The organism is Streptomyces sp. CNZ301 (genome assembly GCF_004217425.1).
In genome coordinates this window covers 435,304-455,217 of the sequence record NZ_SHLG01000001.1, presented here as the reverse complement: position 1 = coordinate 455,217, position 19,914 = coordinate 435,304, and the positions used below count along the sequence as shown (strand labels likewise).

Here is a 19,914-nt window from a genome sequence, read left to right as displayed (position 1 = left end):
AGAGGAGGGGGCGGATGCGGTCCGCCATGACTTCCGGGCGGGCGATCGGCACTGTGCTGGTCGTTCTCGGGCTTGTCGCAACCCTCAGTGCGATGCTGCTGCCGAGTCAGTACTTCGACGGCAACCGCAGCATCGCGCTCGCCCGGGCGGGATGGCAGGACGACGGTAAGGGAACCCGGTCTACGAAATACGGACCCCTTACTCCGATGGACCGTGACTTCATACGCAAAGTGCGGAACGCCGGTTTGTGGGAACTGCCCGCCGGCCGATCTGCGCAGGAGCGCGGGACAACCAAGTCGGTGCGGATCGCGGGCGATCATCTCGTCGACGGTCACACGGAGTTGGACCGGCGGGCCATCGATGCCGGTCGCACCCTGAAGGTTTCGCTTCCGAACCGGCCTGCCGGCAAGAACCAGGACTACCTGGACGAGATCAACAGGGCGAACGGTAAGGAATTCGACAAGGTGCTGGTCGAAAGGCTGCGCCAGGCACACGGCGTGGTTTTCGGCCTCATCGGCCTTGTACGCGATCAGACCCGCAACTCAATGGTGCGGTCGTTGGCGACCCGGGCCAACGCCATTGTCCTCGACCACATCACAGTCCTGGAGGACACGGGACTCGTGGAGTTCGAGGCGCTGAACGACGTGAAATGAGTGGAGTGAAGTCAACATGAGACAAAAAGGCCACAAACGCTCGCGCACGGCGAATAAAACGATAGCGATCGTCGCAGCGCTGGTGGTCGGTGGTGGTGGCGCGGCGGCGATAGGTGTAAGTGCCTTCGCAGGGTCGAACGAAGACCCCGCTCTTGCTGCGAGCACGATCGACTGTCCTGATGTGAGCCTTGCACTGGACCAGGTGCCCAAGGGTGCGAAGGAGTCAGTGGGTCAGAAGCTGGCCACTCTGGATCAGCAGGTCGCTCAGGCCTACGGCGAGTGGCACTCCAAGGAGAAGAGCTCCGAGGAGGCTCTGGGCCAGCTGAATCAGCAGCGCTCCGAGACGATCCGCAGCATCGGCCAGGACCTGCAGCAGGCCGGCGCACAGCAGCCCGCGGACATGGGTTCGATGGCCCAGTGCGAGATGATGCAGGACCAGGCCGCCCAGGAGGGTGGTGACGAGGGTCAAGGTCAGCAGGCTTCCGGCCCGGTGGCCGAGGACTTCGTCAACATCGAGGACGTCGAGCCAAACGCCTCGGAGGAGGAGGCCCCGGGCGGCAGTTTCACCACGGAGTGCGGCAACAACGAAGAGGAGCACTTCAACTCCGACAACGTGATCGCGGCTCCCGGCGTTCTCAACGGTGCCCACCACGTCCACGACTACGTGGGCAACGAGGACACCAACCAGGCCTCCAGCGACGAGTCTCTCGCCGCTGCGGGTACCACCTGCGCCAAGGGTGACCAGTCGACGCACTACTGGCCCGTGATCCGTTCGCTGGACGGCAACGAGGACCAGCGCGGTGCGGTCCAGGCGGGCGACGTCTCCGGTGAGCAGGGTGGCGACGACCAGGCCGGCGGCGACCAGGCCGGGAACGAGGTCGGCACCAACAGCTTCGCCGACGGCGGGCAGGGTGCCGACCAGGGACAGGACCAGGGCCAGGACCAGGGTCAGGACCAGGGCCAGGACCAGGGCCAGGAGCAGCCCCCGGCCGAGGAGCAGCCCCCGGCTGAAGGTGAGGACCAGGGACAGGACCAGGGTGCTGACCAGGGTCAGGACCAGGGCCAGGAGCAGCCCCCGGCCGAGGAGCAGCCCCCGGCTGAAGGTGAGGACCAGGGTCAGGACCAGGGCCAGGACCAGGGCCAGGGTGAAGGTGAAGGCGAGGAGGACCAGGTCGGCGGCGGCGAGGGGGCCGAGGCCCAGCCCGGCGACGGCGGCGCCAACGACCTGAACGTCGGGACCATCCTCAAGCCCGACGCCACGCTGAAGTTCACCTCCGGCGGTGCCGACCAGGTCGCCGAGATGCCGCGCTTCCTGCGCATCATCACCGGTGACGCGAAGTCCTTCACCAACGGCGACGAGAACGCCAACGCCTCGTGGAGCTGCGAGGGCTTCGAGGACCGTCAGCTGGAGGACAAGTACCCGATCTGCCCCGAGGGCAGCGCGACGATCCGTACGTTCAACTTCCAGAACTGCTGGGACGGTCAGAACACGGACAGCGGCAACCACCGCGACCACATGGCGTTCTCGGACGACCAGGGCAACTGCCCCGAGGGATTCCAGAACGTCCCGCAGCTGCAGCAGACCATCAAGTACGACATTCCGCAGCAGAACCTCCTCAATGCGGATACGCCGTTCGCGGTCGACTCCTTCCCGGAGCAGCTGCACAAGCCCATCACGGACCACAGCGACTTCATCAACGTCATGCCCGAGGACCTGATGACGGAAGCCGTGAACTGCATCAACCAGGACCAGGAGTGCTGATGTAGGACTCCGCCGCGGGGCCGCCTCGGGCCCCGCGGCGGAAGCACACGACAGCGGCCCGGACACAGATCCTGTGTCCGGGCCGCTTCGTTGTTCTCCGGTTTTCTCTTGTCAGGGCCTCACCCGTGGGTTCCGTACAGGCACCCGGCACGCGAATACCGGGTGCCTGCGGTCACAGACCGTTGACCCGGGCCTCACGTGCGACGCCCAGCGGGCGTACGCCCGCTGTGGTGGTGCGCGCCCTGCGGCCTGCACGGGTGCGCTGCCGGCGTATCTGCCCCAGCAGCCTGCGGCCGCGAAGGGTCATCTCCAGTTCGAAACGGGTACGCGGGTCGCGCAGCGCCGAGCCGAACAGCTTCTCTATCTGACGCAGCCTGTACCGCACCGTCTGGGGGTGCACCTGCAGCGTCTTCGCCGCCTCAGGTGCCCCGCCGCTCTCCAGCCACGCCAGAAGCGTGACTTCGAGACGCTCGCTCTGCCGCGGGGTGAGCTCGGCGAGGGGGCCGAGCCAGCGGGAGGAGAGCGCACAGGCGAGTGACTCGTCCTGCAGCAGAAGAAGCATGGACAGATGGTCGTCGACGAAGAGGACCTTGCCGTCCTGGTTGTTTCCGATGCCGCCGTTGATGCCGCTGCCGCCCGGTGCTGCCGGAGGCGGCGTCAGTTCCAGCAGCCGCCGGGCCCAGCGCACCGATGAACCCGCATCGCTCAGCGGGACGGTGTGCCCGACCGCAGCCGTACGACCGCGAAGCACGTTCTCCAGTGCTTCGCGGTCTTCTTCCGGGTCGGGTACCAGCAGGCACAGTTCACTCTCGACGGGGCTGACCAGCGCATTGCCGAGCGCCGCGGCGAGCTGGGGCACCTCGCTGGGTGAGGCGAGGGCTATCGCACGCACGGTCTCGGGCAGGGGCCACCTTGCTGACCTGGCCAGTTCCGTCAGGCGTGATTCCGGGAATTCCTCCTCTCCCATGAGTGCCGTGAACAGTTGACGCCGGGCTCGGTCGATGGGAACCGCAGCTGTGACGTTGTCAGCCTGGTTCGCGGTTCCCGTGTCCGTATCCTTTGTCTCCGGGAAGTGATGTCCCAGTGCCGCCAGCAATGCCTGCTCGACGGCCCATTGGGCATCCTCGCGGTCAATTTCCCGCAGAAAAGCGGACATTGCCGGTATGCTGCGCTGTAGAGCTTCCACCACCTGGTCTGCGACGGCGGGCAGCTCCTTTCTCGGAACACGCACCCACTCGCCGCGTGGGCGAGAGCGGGTGCGGTTGAGAACGTCGCTCATCTCTACCTCGTTCCTGCCGGGTTGGGCCTGCCCGAGCACGGGAGGACAAGCCCGCGGAGGTTGCCTCCGGTAACCGGTATCCCGCCCCGGTCCCGGAGTTGAGGGTCCCCCTGCTTCCCCTGAAGGGGCATCATCGACACCGCGGGGTGCGGCGGCGATCCCACTGCCAGAATTTGTCACAGAGCGATAAATCCTGTGAAGGTCCCGGGGAGTTTCGAGATGCTTCTGCATCCCGACCACCGCATTCTGGTCGCGCAAAGTAGAGAGCTTCACACCGGAACGTGACGGGTCATTCCCGATTCAACTGCTTTGCGGTATACGGCAGATGCGGGACCGAGGGTCAGGTCGGACTCGGCGACAGTGCGATCGGAAGATCCGGATGCCCCCAGAACAGATCCGTGTTCCGCCGGCGAAGCGCCGCCCGACGGCGCTCGTGGACCAGCGGCGAGGTGACATCTCCCCTCGCCAGGGCCGTCAGCGCCCGAACGCGGCTCCCAGACTCGATGCCGAGAATCCCGGGCGCGGTACCGCGGCCCGCTTCGTCCCCCGTTACACGGCCTTCATCATCGTTTCGACCCTTGCGATCGTTTTTGCTATCAGCAATCAGTCGATGGACAGGCTGTGGGCGTTCGTCGAGTTCGGCTCGGGCGTCTTCTCCCTGCTGCTGCTCACGTTCGCGGTCCTGTGGGGAGTCGCCGCCGCGGACCGTATGCTGCTGGACCCGAATCACCGGCTGATAGCTCAGGCGATCCACCGGGGATCAGCCGTCGGCGGCGTCGGTTTCCTCGGTCTGCACATCTGGTCGAAGCTCGCGCTCGGATCCACTTCCTGGCAGGCGACGGTGGTACCGGGACTCGACGGGGCCCAGCCCATCCTGATCGGCATGGGCACGGTCGCTGGATATCTCTTCGTGGCGGTGATGGTCACGGGCGCCGTGCGGGGCGTCTTCGCACGCAAGGGCCAGTCACGGCTGTGGCGTGCCCTGCACATGACCGCCTATCTGGCATGGGGCGCTTCCCTGGTGCACGGCCTGCGTGCCGGCCGTGCGGTCGCCGACTGGGTGGACTGGGGATACGGCGTGGCCCTTACCGGAGTGACGGTCGTCCTGATGATGCGTCTGGCCCCCGGGCGTAACCCGTCGGCCGACAAGCGCAAGAAGGAGCAATAGTGACAGCTGTCGTGCCCTCCCCCGTCTCCGCGGCCAACGCGGACTCGGTGCCCTCCCTCGCCTCGTTCGGGCCGCCACGGCTGCTCGCGGGCCTGGGCACCGGCGCGGGATGGACCCGGCGCCTGGAGCGCGTGGGCCATCTGACGGTGCACGGAACGATGCCGGAGCTGCGGCTGGAGGAACTGGTCGATCTCGCCGAGAACATCGACCTCCGCGGCCGTGGCGGCGCGGGGTTCCCCTTCGCCAAGAAGCTCAAGGCCGTCATCGAGTCGGCCCACCGGCGCCAGCAGGCGCGGGCGGCCGTGGTCGTCAACGGCAGCGAGGGCGAGCCGAGTTGCCTCAAGGACACCGCGCTGCTGCTGTTCACTCCGCATCTGGTGCTGGACGGAGCGATGCTCTGCGCCCGCGCCCTCAACTCGGACGAGGTCAGCGTCGCCGTGACGCGGCCCGACGTCGAGCGCTCCGTTCGGGACGCCGTCGCGGAGCGCGGCCCCGAAGGCCCGCGCATCCGCGTCGTGCGCATGCCGGAACGCTTCGTCACGGGCGAGTCCAGCTCCATCGTCAGTGGTCTCAACCAGCTGCCGGTGCTGCCCTCGGGGTCGGGCGTGCGCGCCAGCGACGCCGGCGTCGCCGGCATGCCCACGCTGCTGTCCAACACCGAGACGTTCGCGCAGCTCGCCGTCGGTGCCCGCCTCGGAGCCCTCGACTTCCGCAACGTGGGTCTGCCCACGGAACCGGGCACCGTGCTGCTGACGGTCGGCGGCGACAAGGTCGTGGAGACGCCGACCGGTGCGCCGCTCCCGTACATCCTTGGGCTGTGCGGCATCGACCCGGGCCAGGGTGTGCTGATCGGTGGCTACCACGGCCGCTTCCTCGAGCGGGACTCGTGCTGGCAGGCCCGCATCTCCCGTGACTCGCTGGACGCGCTGGGCTCCACGCTCGGCGCGGGTGCGGTGCTGCCGCTGCCCGAGGGCACCTGCCCGGTCGGTGAGGTCGAGCTGGTCGCCCGGTGGATGGCGGAGGAGTCGGCCGGGCAGTGCGGCCCCTGCTTCCTGGGGCTGCCGGCGATCGCCGACACGGTCGCCTGGGCCGCGGACGGCGGCGGAGTGGAAGCGCTGGAGGCGATACGGGCACGCACGAAGGGCGTCAAGAAGCGCGGCGCGTGCAGCCACCCCGACGGCACGGCCCGGTTCGTCGAGTCCGCTCTGGAGAGCTTCGCCGAGGACTTCGAGGAGCACGCCCTCGGCAACGGGTGCGGAAGGCCCGTCTTCGGCTGCCTGGCGGTGCCCGAGCAGGTGCAGCTCGCGGCGGGCTACCAGCCCCCCGCGCGTCCGGAACGCGCGCGGCGTGCCGCGCCGCAGCTTCAGCAGAAGCAGCGGCGGCTCGTCGTGGACTGGACGCTGTGCCAGGGACACGGGCTCTGCGCGGGCGTCGTCCCGGACATGATCGAGCTGGACATCGACGGCTACCCCACGGGTGCGTCGGCGACGATCCACCCGCACATGCAGAAGCAGGCACAGCGCGCCGTGCGCCGGTGCCCGGCGCTGGCGCTGCGGATCGTGGAGCGCTGAGTCCTCTCCGGCCGGTCGTGCCGGGGGCTGCGACGAAACGTCACGGGGGACCGCGCGGTGCTCAACGTGCCGCAGTTAAAGGGAAGTTGGCCGGTCAGCACATTTGGCCGCGTGGCGGAACCCGTCCGTTTGGCACGATCGGACAACTTTCCGCCGCCTGGATCACTCCTGCACCACACTCACGTGCCAGCCACACATATCCAGCACTGAAGGAGCGGTCATGAGGAAGCAGCGTCACGTGGCTCTGATCGGGACCGCGCTCGCCGTCGCGTTGCTCGCTACGGGCTGCGGCTCGCAGGGCGATGACTACTCCGGTCAGAAGATCAAGCCGGCCGGACAGGCCGCCGACAACGGAGGCGACGCGAGCGGCACCAGCAAGAGGGAGACACCGGCGAAGACGCTGGAGGTCAAACCCACGGCGAAGCTGGGTGACGTCGTCACCGACTCGGAGGGCTGGACGCTCTACCGCTACGACGAGGACACGGCTTCCCCCTCGCAGTCCAACTGCAACGGCAAATGCGAGAAGGCATGGCCGCCGGTGCCGGCGAAGGACGCCAAGGCATCGGCCGGCATCTCCAAGGAGCAGATCGGCAAGGTCAAGCGCAGTGACGGTTCCTGGCAGCTGACCCTCGGCGGCTGGCCGGTGTACCGCTTCGCGAAGGACTCCAAGCCCGGCGAGATGGAGGGTCACGGCTCCGGCGGGATGTGGAACGCCATCACGCCCGACGGCGGCAAGGCGAGCCCGCGCAACGTCAAGGACGTGAAGGCCGTCAACAACCCGGAGCTCGGCAAGATCCTGGCCGACGGAAAGGGCCGTACGCTCTACCGGTTCGACAAGGACTCGGCGTGGCCGATGAAGTCCAACTGCAAGGGTGAATGCCTCAAGAGCTGGGTGCCCGCGAAGCCCGCCGACAAGGACAAGATCAGCGGCGTCGACCCGAAGCTGATCACCACGTTCAAGCGCCCTGACGGCACCGAGCAGATGACGATCGACTGCTGGCCGCTGTACTGGTTCAAGGGTGACAAGAAGCCCGGTGACATCAACGGCCAGGGCAAGATGGGTCTTTGGCACGCCGCCACCGACGAGGGCAAGAAGGCGGGCGTGTCTCGCTGACTTCCCGCGGCCGCACGCCCGGCGCACGTCAGGACCGGAACCCGTCTCAGGGCCCGCCTTTCTCGTAACGCCCACGGGGCGTGCGGGGAGGCGGGCCCTGAGCGTGCGCGGGGCCGGTTCGACGGCCGCGCGGGAACGGCCGATCCGTGAGCGGTTCTCTCCGGTCCGCGGAGGCATGCCTCCGGCTCAGTGGTCGACGGGGCGCCGTGCGGCTCTCAGAAGCGCCCCTGGGCCCCTTGAAGCCCCCGAGCCGCATGAGCGGGTCCGGGGGCTGTCCCGGTCTGCCTCGGCCCCGTGCTGCCGGACGGAGTCCGCGGAAGGCGTGCCGCCCCGCCGTGTCCGACGTTGCACTTCCAACCACCGTGCGTGCGGCGAGAGTTGGACGAGTGGGACGTTGCACCGGGCTCATGGCGGCTGGTGCGCGCTCGTGGGGGAGTCCGGGCGGGCCACGGTGACGACGGCCGGGGGAGACGGCCGGAGGGCGCGGCGGCCGGCATCTCAGAGCCGCGCAACTCCGCCCGGGTTCCCGCTCCGTGTGCGCGGCAGGCACTCGACGCCCGCTGACGTCCTGCCGCCCCGGTCGGCGCAGGCGCCTGGGCGACGGGTGGCCGTGGCCTGGGCGGAGCCGTTTGTGAAACATAGATGCAACGAAGGGTTGACCCATAGATACAAGGACCCTAGGTTCCGTGACGCGGTCCTTGAATACCGGACTCCGGAATTCGCTGAACTGCCGTTCCGTCGGAGGGTCTACGGGTCAGGAGGCACGGTGCCATGGTCGACTCCGCACTGCTCCGGGAGTTCGAAGCCGCACTGGGAGCGGACGCCGTGCTGACCGATCCGCTCCAGCTGCGGACCTACGAGTGTGACGGGCTGACCGGTTTCCGTGAAGTCCCCGCCCTGGTCGTGTTGCCGCGCAGCACCGAAGAGGTCGCCGCCGCCGTCTCGTTGTGCGCAAAGGCCAGTCTGCCGTTCGTCGCGCGGGGGGCCGGAACGGGGCTCTCCGGGGGAGCGGTGCCCGTGGCGCAGGGAGTGGTCATCTCGCTCGCCCGTATGCGCCAGGTGCTGGAAGTCGACCCGGACGACCGGCGGATGGTCCTCCAGCCCGGCGTCACCAACGCCGAGATCTCCCGCGTCGCCGCTCCGCACGGCCTCTACTACGCGCCCGATCCCTCGAGCCAGGTGGTGTGCACCATCGGCGGGAACGTCGCCGAGAACTCCGGCGGCGCCCACTGCGTCAAGTACGGCTTCACCGTGCACCATGTGACCGCACTTCGGGTCGTGCTGCCCGACGGTTCGGTCGCCGAACTCGGCGGAGACGCGCCGGAGAGCGCCGGACCGGACCTGCGCGGCCTGTTCATCGGCTCGGAGGGAACCCTCGGCATCGCCACGGAGATCACCGTCCGCCTGCTGCGCACCCCCGAAAGCGTGCGCACCCTGGTCGCGGACTTCCCGACGGTCGAGGCGGCGGGGGAGGCCGTCAGCGGGATCATGGCCTCCGGGATCGTGCCGGCGGCGGTGGAGATGCTCGACGCCCTCGCGATCGAGGCGTGCGAAGCGGCCGTGAACGCCGGCTACAGCCTCGACGCCACGGCGGCGCTCGTCGTCGAACTCGACGGCATGGAGCACGAATGCGACGAGCAGTTCGAGAAGGTCGTCGCGCTCTGCCACGAGAAGGGCACCACGAACGTGCGCATCGCCACGACGGCCGCCGAACGGGCACTGATCTGGAAGGGCCGCAAGGCCGCGTTCGCGGCGGTGGGCCGCATCAGCCCCGACTACTTCGTGCAGGACGGCGTCGTACCCCGCACCCGCCTCTCGGAGGCGCTGAGCCGCATCGCCGCGATGTCGGGAGCCGAAGGCCTGCGCGTGGCCAACGTCTTCCACGCCGGGGACGGCAACCTGCACCCTCTCGTCCTCTTCGACGAACAGGCCGGCGAGGCGGAGCGTGCCGAGAAGCTTGCCGCCGAAATCGCCGAGATGTGCGTGGAGTTGGGCGGCTCACTCAGCGGTGAGCACGGCATCGGCCTCGACAAGGCGTGCTCCATGCCGGAGATGTTCGGTGAGACGGACCTGGCGGTGATGCGGCAGCTGCGCGGCGCCTTCGACCCGGAAGGACTCGCCAACCCCGGCAAGGTGCTGCCCACTCCGCGGCTGTGCGGAGAGACTCCCGGCCGCTACCGCCCGCACCCGCTGGAAGCGGCCGGCGTGATCGAGAGGTTGTGAGCAGAGGTGACCGAGGAGTCCCCTGGGACGCTGCGGGAGACCACCCCGTCCACGGACGCGGAGCCCGGCCGAGAGCCGCCGCCCGCCGCGGAGCGGGGGAGCGGTGCGGGTGAAGTGCCCGTCCGCGTAAGGCCGTCGGGCCTCGCGGAGGCCTCCGAAGCCCTGGCCGTCGCGGCACGCGAGCGGCGTACGGTGCTCTTCGAAGGGGGCGGCACGGCGCTTGAGTGGGGAGCGCCCGTCGCGGAGACCGGTCTGGTGCTGGAGACCTCCGGAATGGACCGCCTGATCAGCCATGCCCCCGAGGACTGGACGGTCGGCGTCGAGGCCGGAATGTCCCTCACCCGCCTTCAGGAGCTGCTGGCCCCCGCCGGGCAGTGGCTGCCCGTCGACCCGCCCACCGGCAGCCGTGGCGCCACGCTGGGCGGACTGCTGGCGTGCGGCGACGCCGGGCCGTGGCGCCTGAAGTACGGCGGCCTCGCCGATCTGGTGATCGGAGCGACGCTCGTACTCGCGGACGGCACCGTGGCCCGCACGGGAGGCGACGTCATCAAGAACGTCGCGGGCTACGACCTGGTCAAGCTGATGGCCGGCTCGCTCGGTGCGTTCGGCCTCGTCGCCCGGCTCAACCTGCGCGTCCATCCCCTGCCCGCCGCCACGACGACCCTCGCCCTCGCGGTGGACGACGCCGGCCGCGCACTCTCGGCGGCGCGTGCCGTCATGAGTTCGCCGCTGGAACCGGTCGCGGTCGAGTGGGACGGGCAGCAACTGCTCATCCGTTTCCAGGGCACCGAGGAGAGCGCGGCGGAACGCGGCCGCCTCGCCCCGCAGGTCCCCGGGCTCGAGGCCGGGCGTGTGCTCGACGCCGAAGCCGAACGGGCCGCGTGGCAGCGGCTGTCCGCGCTCGTGCGCGGAGCGGACGGCGAGACCGTCCTGCGCGCCGGAACGCATCCCGCGCGGCTGCCCGCCCTCACACGCAGGCTGCACGAGCTGACCGGGGGGACCGGCATGGAGGCCGCCCTGGTCAGCGGGGTCGCGCAGGGGCTGCACACCGTGGTGCTGCGCGGCGGGGACGCGGCGGAGCACGCCGCGTGCCTCACTGCGTGGCGCGAGTCCGTGTACCAGGCGGGCGGCTCGGTGACGCTGCGGCGACGCCGCGAAGGTGTGGACACCGCGGCCGCCTCGTGGGGGCCCGCTCCTTCCGCGGTCTCCGTACTGCGTTCCCTCAAGCGGCAGTTCGACCCCGACGACAGGTGTGCACCGGGGCGCTTCGCGCCCTGGTTCTGACCCGGCCGGGCCCGCCCGGCACCGCGACCACCCCCGTCCCCGACCGACCGCCCCGGTTCCTCTGCCCCGGCACTTCTCCAGGGAGCACCGCATGACCACGCCGCACGGTGGAACGCCCCGGACGCCGGCCTCGCCCGGCGGCTTCGACGCCCACCACCCGCCGTCCCCCGAGCTCATCTCCGACTGCGTGCACTGCGGCTTCTGCCTGCCGGCCTGCCCCACGTACACGCTGAGCGGCGAGGAGATGAACTCACCTCGCGGCCGCATCTACCAGATGCAGCTCATCAACGAGGGCGACGCCACGCTCGACGCCGCCGCTGTCGCCAGCTTCGACAACTGCCTCGGCTGCATGGCTTGTGTGACGGCGTGCCCGTCCGGCGTGCAGTACGACCGGCTCATCGAGTCCGTGCGTCCGCAGATCGAACGCAATTGGGCCCGCACCCGCTCCGACCGGGCCTTCCGCGGACTGATCTTCCGCCTCTTTCCCTACCCGCGGCGGCTTCGCGTCGCCGCCGTCCTCGGCGCCGTCTACCAGCGGCTGGGCATCCGCCGAGCCCTGCACCGTACGGGCCTGATGCGGCGGCTCCCGGCGAGGCTGCGCGCGCTGGAGGCGCTGATGCCGGACGTGCCCCTGCGCTCCGCGCTGCGCCGCACACCCGAGCGCAGCCCGGCCCGTGCGGACACGGCCCGTACCGGGACGGCACATGCGGAGACCGCCTCCGCCGCCGGGGACCAGGACACGGAGCCTGCCGCCGCACGCCGCACCGTGGGCATGGTGACCGGCTGCGTGCAGCAGGTCTTCTTCGCCCAGGTCAACGAGGCCACGGTGCGCGTGCTGACCGCCGAGGGCTGCGACGTGGTCGCGCCCGCCGCGCAGGGCTGCTGCGGCGCCCTCAGCGAGCACGCGGGACGTGAGGAGGAGGCCGCCCACCGGGCCCGGCAGCTGATCGACACCTTCGAACCGCTCGGAGTCGACGTGATCGTCGTCAACGTCGCGGGCTGCGGCTCGGCACTCAAGGAGTACGGACGGCTGCTCGCCGGCGACCCCCGATACCGCGAACGCGCCGAGGCGTTCGCGGCCAAGGTGCGCGACGTCTCCGAACTGCTCGCCGAACTCACGCCGAGCGCCCCCCGGCACCCCGTCGCCGCACGCCTCGCACACCACGAGGCGTGCCACCTCGCCCACGCGCAGGGCGTTCGCGAGCAGCCGCGTTCCGTCCTGGGGAGCGTGCCGGAACTCGAGGTGGTCGACATCCCCGAGGCCGACATGTGCTGCGGCTCCGCCGGCGTCTACAACCTCATCCAGCCGGGGCCCGCGGAGGAACTCGGCCGCCGCAAGGCGGACAACGTGCGTTCCACCGCGCCGGACGCCGTGGTGACGGCCAACCCCGGCTGTCTGCTGCAGATTTCGCGCCATCTCGACAAGCAGCTCCCCGTGCTGCACCCCGTCCAGGTCATCGACGCCTCCATACGCGGCGTCAGGCCCTGGTGATCCGTCCCGAGTTCCAACCCGTCACCGGAGGCACCGTGTTCCAACCCGTACTCGATCCGCTGGGCGGTTCGCTGGGATTGTCGTCGCTCGTCGCCGCGCTCCCGCTGGTCGTCTTCTTCGTGCTGCTGGGAGTGCTGCGCGTCCAGGCGTGGCTCTCCGGACTCGCCGCACTCGCCACGTCGATCGTCGTCGCGGTGGCCGCATACGGCATGCCCGTGGGGCAGAGCCTCAACTCCGCTGTTCTGGGCGCCCTGTTCGGGCTGTTCCCGATCATGTGGATCGTGGTCAACGCCCTGTGGGTTTACCAGATGACCGTAGACACGGGGCACTTCGAAGTGCTGCGCCGCTCCTTCGGCAAGCTCTCGGACGACCAGCGCCTCCAGGCCGTCATCGTCGCCTTCTGCTTCGGGGCGCTCCTCGAGGCACTGGCCGGTTTCGGGGCTCCCGTCGCGATCAGTTCGGTGATGCTCATCGCTCTGGGCTTCAAGCCGTTCAAGGCGGCGACGGTCGCGCTGGTGGCCAACACCGCGCCCGTGGCGTTCGGCGCCATGGGCACCCCCGTCATCACGCTCTCCGAACTGACGGGACTGCCGCTCGAGGACGTCTCCTCCATGGTCGGCCGCCAGACGCCGCTGCTGGCCGCGGTCGTACCGGTGCTGCTGGTCTACCTGGTGGACGGCCGTCGCGGTGTGCGGCAGACCTGGTGGCCTGCGCTGGTCTGCGGCCTCTCCTTCGCCGGGGCCCAGTTCGTCTGCTCCAACTACATGTCGGTCGAGCTGACGGACGTCCTCGCCGCGCTGGTCTCCGTCGGGATGCTGGTGCTGGTGATGCGGACGACGAACATCCCCGCGCCCGCACCCGCGGAGATCTCCGCGGACGAGGCCGACGGTCCCGCGCCGGCGACCGGCGGCGCCGCGACCGGCGGTACGGGCGCCGGCACCGGACCGGGCACCGGCGCGGAACCCGCGACGCGGACCAAGAGCCCGGACACGGGCACAGCAACGGACACAGGCACGAAGCCGGACGCGGAAACGCAGGACAGCACCCGCGCGGCAGTCAACGCCTACCTGCCCTACGTCGTGATCATCGTCATCTTCGCCCTGACCAAGCTGCCCGCAGTGAAGACGGTGCTGGAGGAGAAGGGCACCGTCCTCTTCAACTGGCCCGGCCTGCACGTGGCCGACCCCGTGAGCGGAAAGCCGGCGGCCTCCACGGTCTTCAAGTTCGACTGGCTGCCCGCGACGGGCACGATGCTGCTCCTCAGCGGCGTGATCACGGCGGTGCTGCTGGCGGTCTCGCCCCGCGTCGCCACCCGCGCCTACGGACGCACCCTGCACCAGCTGCGGTGGGCGATCCTCACGGTCGCGACGGTCCTGGCTCTGGCCTATGTGATGAACCTGTCCGGGCAGACGTCCACGATCGGCAACTTCATCGCGGGCGCCGGAGCGGCGCTGGCCTTCCTCTCCCCGGTGCTGGGCTGGCTGGGAGTCGCCGTCACGGGCTCCGACACCTCCGCCAACGCCCTCTTCGGCATCCTCCAGGTGACCGCGGCCAAGAACTCCGGCTACGCCCCGGAACTCCTGGCAGCGGCCAACAGCTCCGGTGGCGTCCTCGGAAAGATGCTCTCCCCGCAGAACCTGGCCATCGCCGCCGCGGCGACGGGACTGGGCGGCCGGGAGCCCGAACTGCTGAGGAAGGTCGTCGGCTGGAGCCTGGCGCTGCTGCTGCTGATGTGCGTCCTGGTCTTCCTTCAGTCCACGTCCGTGCTGGGCTGGATGCTGCTGGCCTGAAAACCGAGGACCGCTGCGCGGGTGCCACGCAGGTGCTCGCGCAGCGCGGCCCGGTAGGCCGCGAGGTCGCCCTTCTCGAGCAGCGCGACGAGTCCGACGTGTTCGTGGTTCGTGGCGCGCAGCCGGTCGCTGTCGTTGAAGACCGCGTACAGGCCCATGCGCTGCTGGCGGTCGCGCAGCCCCGCGTAGAGATCCAGCAGAATCGGATTGTCCGCGGCCTGGACGATCAGCTGGTGGAAGAGCTGATCGGCGGCGACGAACGCCTTGCCGTCACCGGCTTCGCGCAGCCTCCTCTGCTCCTGGAGCTGGCCGCGCAGCTCCTCGACGAGCCGCGCCAGCACCGCCGGTGCGAGGGAGGAGACCTTCTCGGCGGCGAAGGACTCGATCAGCTCCCTCGTCTCCAGTACCGTCTCCACCTCCTTCGCGGAGACCGGAACCACCACCGCGCCGCGCTTGGGGTAGAGCCGCAGCAGCCCCTCCGACTCCAGCCGCAGGAACGCCTCACGCACCGGCGTACGGCTGATGCCGAGGGCCTCGGCGACCGTCCCTTCGCTGATCAGGTCGCCCCCGGCGAGGATGCCGTCGAGTATCTGTTCCTTCGCGTACCGGTATGCGCGCTGGGACGTGGGGAGAGCCCTGCCCACCTGCTGCCCCCCACCATGGATGGATTCATGTGTCCAAGCGGGACACTAGATGTGCCCGCGGCGGGCGTGCAACAGGCCCGGGAAGGACGGGCCGCGGTGCTGTGACCACCGTCCCGGCAGGGCCGGTGCGCGGCTTCCGGGCCACCTCGGGGATGATGGAGGAGGAGCAACAGCCCGGACACGGCGCCTCCGGCACTCACTCCCCACCCTCCCCCAGCTACCGCTGGGAGGTGCCCCCACCCAGCTACCGCTGGGAGGTGCCCCCACCCAGCTACCGCTGGGAGGTGCCCCCACCCAGCTACCGCTGGGAGGTGCCCCCACCCAGCTACCGCTGGGAGGTGCCCCCACCCAGCCACCGCTGGGAGGTGCCACACACGGAGCGACCACGCAGGTGAAAGAGCCGGTATGCGATTTCTGAACGACCAGCAGCCCCCGTACGACCTGACGTACGACGACGTCTTCATGGTGCCCGGCCGCTCTGCGGTCGCCTCGCGACAGGGCGTGGACCTCGCGTCCCCCGACGGCAGCGGCACCACGATCCCGCTGGTCGTCGCCAACATGACGGCCATCGCGGGCCGGCGTATGGCCGAGACCGTGGCACGCCGCGGCGGGCTCGCCGTCATCCCGCAGGACATCCCGATCGACGTGGTCACCGAGGTGACCGCCTGGATCAAGCGCCGGCACCTCGTGCTGGACACCCCCATCACGCTCACCCCGCACCAGACCGCCGCCGACGCGCTGTCGCTGCTGCCCAAGCGGGCGCACGGGGCGGGAGTCGTGGTCCAGGACGGGCGTCCCGTGGGCATCGTCACCGAGTCCGACCTGACGGGCGTGGACCGCTTCACGCAGCTGTCGGAGGTGATGTCCCGCGACCTGCTCGTGCTCAAGGCGGACGTCGACCCGAGCGAGGCCTTCGACCAGCTCGACGGCGCACACCGCAGGCTCGCCCCCGCCGTCGACACCGACGGACGGCTCGTCGGCATCCTCACCCGCAAGGGAGCCCTGCGCGCCACGCTCTACACCCCGGCGACGGACGCGGCAGGGCGGCTGCGCGTCGCCGCCGCCGTCGGCATCAACGGCGACGTGGCGGGCAAGGCCCGCGCGCTGCTGGAGTCCGGCGTCGACACCCTCGTCGTGGACACCGCGCACGGCCACCAGGAACGCATGGCCGACGCGCTGCGCGCCGTGCGGGCCCTCGACCCCCAGGTTCCCGTCGTCGCGGGGAACGTCGTCGCCGCCGACGGCGTGCGCGACCTCATCGAGGCCGGTGCCGACATCGTGAAGGTGGGCGTCGGGCCGGGGGCCATGTGCACAACCCGGATGATGACCGGCGTCGGCCGTCCCCAGTTCTCGGCCGTGCTCGAATGTGCCGCGGAGGCACGCAAGTTCGGCAAGCACGTCTGGGCCGACGGCGGTGTGCGGCATCCGCGTGACGTCGCCATGGCCCTGGCCGCCGGGGCGTCCAACGTCATGATCGGTTCGTGGTTCGCCGGTACGTACGAGTCTCCGGGCGACATCCAGCAGACCCCCGACGGACGGGCCTACAAGGAGTCCTACGGCATGGCGTCGGCGCGTGCCGTGCGCCACCGCACCAGCGAGGAATCGGCCTACGACCGTGCCCGCAAGGCGCTCTTCGAGGAGGGCATCTCGACCTCGCGGATGTTCATCGACCCGGCGCGTCCCGGTGTCGAGGACGTCATCGACGCGATCATCGCCGGGGTGCGCTCCTCGTGCACGTACGCGGGCGCGGCGTCCCTGGAGGAGTTCGCCGAGAAGGCCGTCGTCGGAGTGCAGAGCGCCGCGGGATATGCGGAGGGCGAGCCGCTGCACGCCAGTTGGTGACATCCCGGTGCCTTGACGGCGGCGCCCCGGGGACCGGGAGGGGCCCGGGGCGCCCGAGGGTCCGGGAGGGGCCCGGGGTGCCCGACGGTCCGGGGCGGGAAGCGCCTGCCAGTCCGCGGTCAGCCGGCGCACGCAGGCCGGCTCCGGCAGGCGCAGGGCCGATCTGAACAGACCCCTCGCGACGGGGCGAGCTCACGACGCTCCGAGCGGACAGGTTGCTCTCGGCCGACAACCCGCCTCCAGGAGCTTCGCTCTTCCTCAAAGCCGCCCCGCGCCAACCGGCTTGCCGCACAACCGGGTTGGAAGCCTCATTGTCCCTACTTGGGGGCGATTGTAGAGTTTACGTGAAGCTATCATGGTAATCCTCTGAAAGACGGTAAGCCCAATTCGCCGTGCTATGCAGCCACTTGGGCCCCGCCCGTCGGTTCGTTGCAGGAGAAGCGGGGCGCAGGCGCCGATCGTCACGGCGGCTCGTGGCAACTTTCAGGACACTCCGGGGGGACCTTGAAGTTTCGTCATCTCGCTGTCGCCGTCGCGGCGACAGCCTCGGCACAGTGCGAGCGGTAGCGCCCTGATGCCGACGAACCCGAAAGAGTTCGGACACCCTTCCCGGCCTTGCCCGGTGTCGAGGCGCTCGCCGCAGTCGTGCCCGCGGCCGCCTCAGAAGCCGGTGGCCGAAGGGGCGCGAGCGCCGTCCCGACGGCGCGGACGGGCCGATGCGCCAGGCGGCCGTCGCCGCCCGCGGTGACACGAATCCGTCGACCAGCAGCGGATTCCGCTGACAGCTGCACCGCTCCCGTGCGCCTCTTGCGGCGACGCGACTCCTCATCATCAACAGCCCGGCGAAAGGCCGCCCATGAAGCGAACGATCACGGTGATCATCGCGCTGATCGTCAGCATGCTGCCAATGACAACGGCGCACGCCGCGGTCAAGAAGGCCAAGGCACCGCTCAGTTGCGAGTACCGGACGTTCACCTCCAGCCCGGGACCGCGCTTCAACGACCCGGAGGACCCTGCCACCCGGATGGAGGTCATGGGCCCGATCATCGAGTCGATCAACAGCGCCGGCTGCGGGCAGACCATTCGCGTCGCCATGTACTCGATCAGCAGGGCACAGCCGGGCCCGGACTTCGCCGACGCCCTGATCGCCGCGCACCGGCGCGGCGTCATCGTCAAGGCCCTGATGGACGTCCACAGCGACAATGCGGTCTGGCAGTCGATGGTCGACGAGTTGGGCAACGACCCGCGAGCCTCCAGCTTCGCCGCGATGTGCCCCGGCGGCTGCCTCACCCACTTCGCCGGCTCCTCCCTGCACGCGAAGTACTACATGCTCAGCGGCGGGAGCGAGGCGAACAGGACCGTGACCGTCAGCAGCGCCAACCCCACCTCCGCCCAGGTCGGCACCGCGTGGAACAGCAGCGCCACCGTCAAGGGAAACGTCGCCCTGTACAACTCCTACGTCCGCCACTTCGCCGCCATGGCCAGGGGGGCGATCAACGGCCCGGGTCCGCTGGCGCCCGACTACTACAACTCCACCAGTGCCAAGGCCGCCAGGAAACTGTCCCCGCCCTCCTACCAGTGGCCCAAGGCGCGCACCAAGAGCGACACCTGGGTCGACTTCCTGGGCAACATCAAGGCGCCGGCCACGATCAACATCGCCATGTTCCAGTGGACCTCTCATGGGAAGCCGGGCGACCGGAACTATCTGGAGCTGCCGAAGAAGCTGGTGAGCCTGGCACGAACAGGCGTCAAGATCCACATCCTGATCACCGCCGCCATGGCCGACGACAGCGTGCAGAGCTACCTGAAGAACCGGCCGAACATCTACGTGCACGACACCAGCCGCGGCACCGACGCGAACGGCAACGCCCTGCACTACACGCACGACAAGTACATGATGGTCAGCGGAACCTACGCGGGTACGGCCGGTTCCAGGCTCGTGTTCGTCGGTTCCTCGAACTGGACGAGCAACGGCGTCTGGCACAACGACGAAACGGCCCTGAAGCTGGTCGGCCGGTCCACCTACGACACGTTCATGGCGGACTGGCAGAACCAGTACGACCGCTGCTGCGGGACCACGGGGCGGCAGTTGACCGCCGAGCAGCGCGCCGAGAACACGGCGCGGGAGATTCCGATCGATCCGAGGCAGGCCCGGGAATAGGCATTCCCGGCCCGGACAGTGACAGCAAGCAGATGTCCGGACGTGAAGAAGCCCCCGGCAGACGGCTTTGAGTCCCGACCGACGAATCCCGGGAAATATCCCGGGATTCGTCCCCGGACGAATCGCTTCCCGCCCGAACGACGCCGTGCTGCCATGCCCGCATGACCGCATTCACGCGTGACGGACACTCAGGAACCGGCCCCGGAGCAATCACCCGCGACGGCTGCTCGGTGGAGATGTACTCCCGCCTCCCCACCCACGGCGAACCGGACGTCGTGCTGTCGGCCGTGCCGCCCGGGGCGTCGCTCCTCGAACTCGGCGCGGGAGCGGGCCGGGTGACCCGGCCCCTGGTGGCGGGCGGCCTGGCGGTGACCGCCGTGGACGAGTCCGCCGAGATGCTCGCGCAGATAGGGGACACGGCGCCGACGGTGCTGTCCGCCATCGAAGACCTCGACCTGGGGCGGCAGTTCGACGCCGTGATGCTCGCGTCCTTCCTCGTCAACACCGCCGACGGCGCACAGCGCGGCCGGCTGCTGCGCGCCTGCCGCCGGCACACCGCCCCGGGCGGCTGCGTCCTGCTGCAGCGCGAACGCGACGGGCTGCACGAGGCGTTGAGCGCGGGGGACACCTGGGACAGAGGCGCGATGAAGATCTCCGTCGTCTCCATCGAACCGCTCGGTGGCGGCGTCTCCCGCACCTGCATCGGCTACGCCTTCGAGGACGCCCGCTGGACACAGACCTTCTTCTCGCAGAACCTCTCCGAGCCGCAGTTCGAGGCCGCACTCGCCGACGCCGGACTCGCCGTCGACGCCTACCTGACCGACGACCGGACATGGGTACGCGTACGCGTTGCGCATGCCCAGCCCGGCTCCTGAACGTTTCGCCTCCCAGGACCACTTGGGCGCAACGGATCGCCGCGAACGCGCAAGGC

The 19,914-nt window shown here is 69.8% G+C and carries 15 protein-coding genes; 13 read left to right on the top strand and 2 right to left on the bottom strand.

Annotation, left to right across the window (positions count from 1 at the left end):
- The first annotated feature begins 14 nt into the window (after positions 1 to 14).
- Positions 15 to 653, top strand: coding sequence for a DUF4142 domain-containing protein (locus tag EV375_RS02005; protein WP_130297906.1), 639 nt, complete (start codon positions 15 to 17; stop codon positions 651 to 653).
- A 16-nt stretch (positions 654 to 669) separates the two neighbouring features.
- Positions 670 to 2,415 carry a DUF1996 domain-containing protein gene (locus tag EV375_RS02000; RefSeq protein WP_486588226.1) on the top strand — a complete coding sequence of 582 codons (1,746 nt, stop codon included), beginning with the start codon at positions 670 to 672 and terminating at the stop codon, positions 2,413 to 2,415.
- Positions 2,416 to 2,587: 172 nt separating this feature from the next.
- On the opposite strand, the gene EV375_RS01995 is transcribed toward EV375_RS02000, so the two are convergent.
- Complete coding sequence (locus tag EV375_RS01995; RefSeq protein ID WP_486588225.1) at positions 2,588 to 3,571, bottom strand: PucR family transcriptional regulator; 984 nt, start codon at positions 3,569 to 3,571, stop codon at positions 2,588 to 2,590.
- A gap of 502 nt (positions 3,572 to 4,073) precedes the next feature.
- Here EV375_RS01995 and EV375_RS01990 point away from each other — a divergent pair.
- The 7 genes from EV375_RS01990 to EV375_RS01960 all read left to right on the top strand — a co-directional run bounded on the left by EV375_RS01990 (position 4,074) and on the right by EV375_RS01960 (position 14,336).
- A complete protein-coding gene (locus EV375_RS01990) occupies positions 4,074 to 4,862 on the top strand; it encodes a hypothetical protein (protein WP_130297904.1) in 789 nt (262 codons plus the stop codon).
- Positions 4,862 to 6,433 (top strand): NADH-quinone oxidoreductase subunit NuoF family protein, encoded by a 1,572-nt coding sequence (locus EV375_RS01985; RefSeq protein WP_130297903.1) that lies wholly within the window; start codon positions 4,862 to 4,864, stop codon positions 6,431 to 6,433. The genes EV375_RS01990 and EV375_RS01985 overlap by 1 nt, the downstream gene beginning before the upstream one ends.
- Before the next feature lie 220 nt (positions 6,434 to 6,653).
- Entirely contained in the window at positions 6,654 to 7,547 is an 894-nt protein-coding gene (locus tag EV375_RS01980) for an SCO0930 family lipoprotein (RefSeq protein WP_130297902.1), read from the top strand.
- A gap of 771 nt (positions 7,548 to 8,318) precedes the next feature.
- A complete protein-coding gene (locus tag EV375_RS01975; protein ID WP_130297901.1) occupies positions 8,319 to 9,770 on the top strand; it encodes an FAD-linked oxidase C-terminal domain-containing protein in 1,452 nt (483 codons plus the stop codon).
- Positions 9,771 to 9,776: 6 nt separating this feature from the next.
- Positions 9,777 to 11,054 (top strand): FAD-binding oxidoreductase, encoded by a 1,278-nt coding sequence (locus EV375_RS01970; RefSeq protein ID WP_130297900.1) that lies wholly within the window; start codon positions 9,777 to 9,779, stop codon positions 11,052 to 11,054.
- A gap of 91 nt (positions 11,055 to 11,145) precedes the next feature.
- Positions 11,146 to 12,546, top strand: coding sequence for a heterodisulfide reductase-related iron-sulfur binding cluster (locus tag EV375_RS01965; protein ID WP_130297899.1), 1,401 nt, complete (start codon positions 11,146 to 11,148; stop codon positions 12,544 to 12,546).
- Between the two features lie 35 nt (positions 12,547 to 12,581).
- On the top strand, positions 12,582 to 14,336 hold the full coding sequence (locus tag EV375_RS01960; protein WP_130297898.1) for an L-lactate permease: 1,755 nt from the start codon (positions 12,582 to 12,584) through the stop codon (positions 14,334 to 14,336).
- Here the strand turns inward: EV375_RS01960 and EV375_RS01955 are convergent.
- Positions 14,297 to 14,980 (bottom strand): GntR family transcriptional regulator, encoded by a 684-nt coding sequence (locus EV375_RS01955; protein ID WP_130297897.1) that lies wholly within the window; start codon positions 14,978 to 14,980, stop codon positions 14,297 to 14,299. The genes EV375_RS01960 and EV375_RS01955 overlap by 40 nt on opposite strands.
- A 101-nt stretch (positions 14,981 to 15,081) precedes the next feature.
- Here EV375_RS01955 and EV375_RS01950 point away from each other — a divergent pair, with 101 nt between their 5' ends.
- The 4 genes from EV375_RS01950 (at position 15,082) to EV375_RS01935 (ending at position 19,858) form a co-directional block, all read left to right on the top strand.
- Positions 15,082 to 15,375, top strand: a complete 294-nt coding sequence (locus EV375_RS01950) for a hypothetical protein (RefSeq protein WP_130297896.1) — start codon at positions 15,082 to 15,084, stop codon at positions 15,373 to 15,375.
- Between the two features lie 10 nt (positions 15,376 to 15,385).
- Entirely contained in the window at positions 15,386 to 16,822 is a 1,437-nt protein-coding gene (locus tag EV375_RS01945) for a GuaB1 family IMP dehydrogenase-related protein (RefSeq protein WP_130297895.1), read from the top strand.
- An 856-nt stretch (positions 16,823 to 17,678) separates the two neighbouring features.
- Positions 17,679 to 18,983, top strand: coding sequence for a phospholipase D-like domain-containing protein (locus EV375_RS01940; RefSeq protein WP_130297894.1), 1,305 nt, complete (start codon positions 17,679 to 17,681; stop codon positions 18,981 to 18,983).
- A 161-nt stretch (positions 18,984 to 19,144) separates the two neighbouring features.
- Positions 19,145 to 19,858 (top strand): class I SAM-dependent methyltransferase, encoded by a 714-nt coding sequence (locus EV375_RS01935; RefSeq protein WP_130297893.1) that lies wholly within the window; start codon positions 19,145 to 19,147, stop codon positions 19,856 to 19,858.
- Positions 19,859 to 19,914 lie beyond the last annotated feature (56 nt).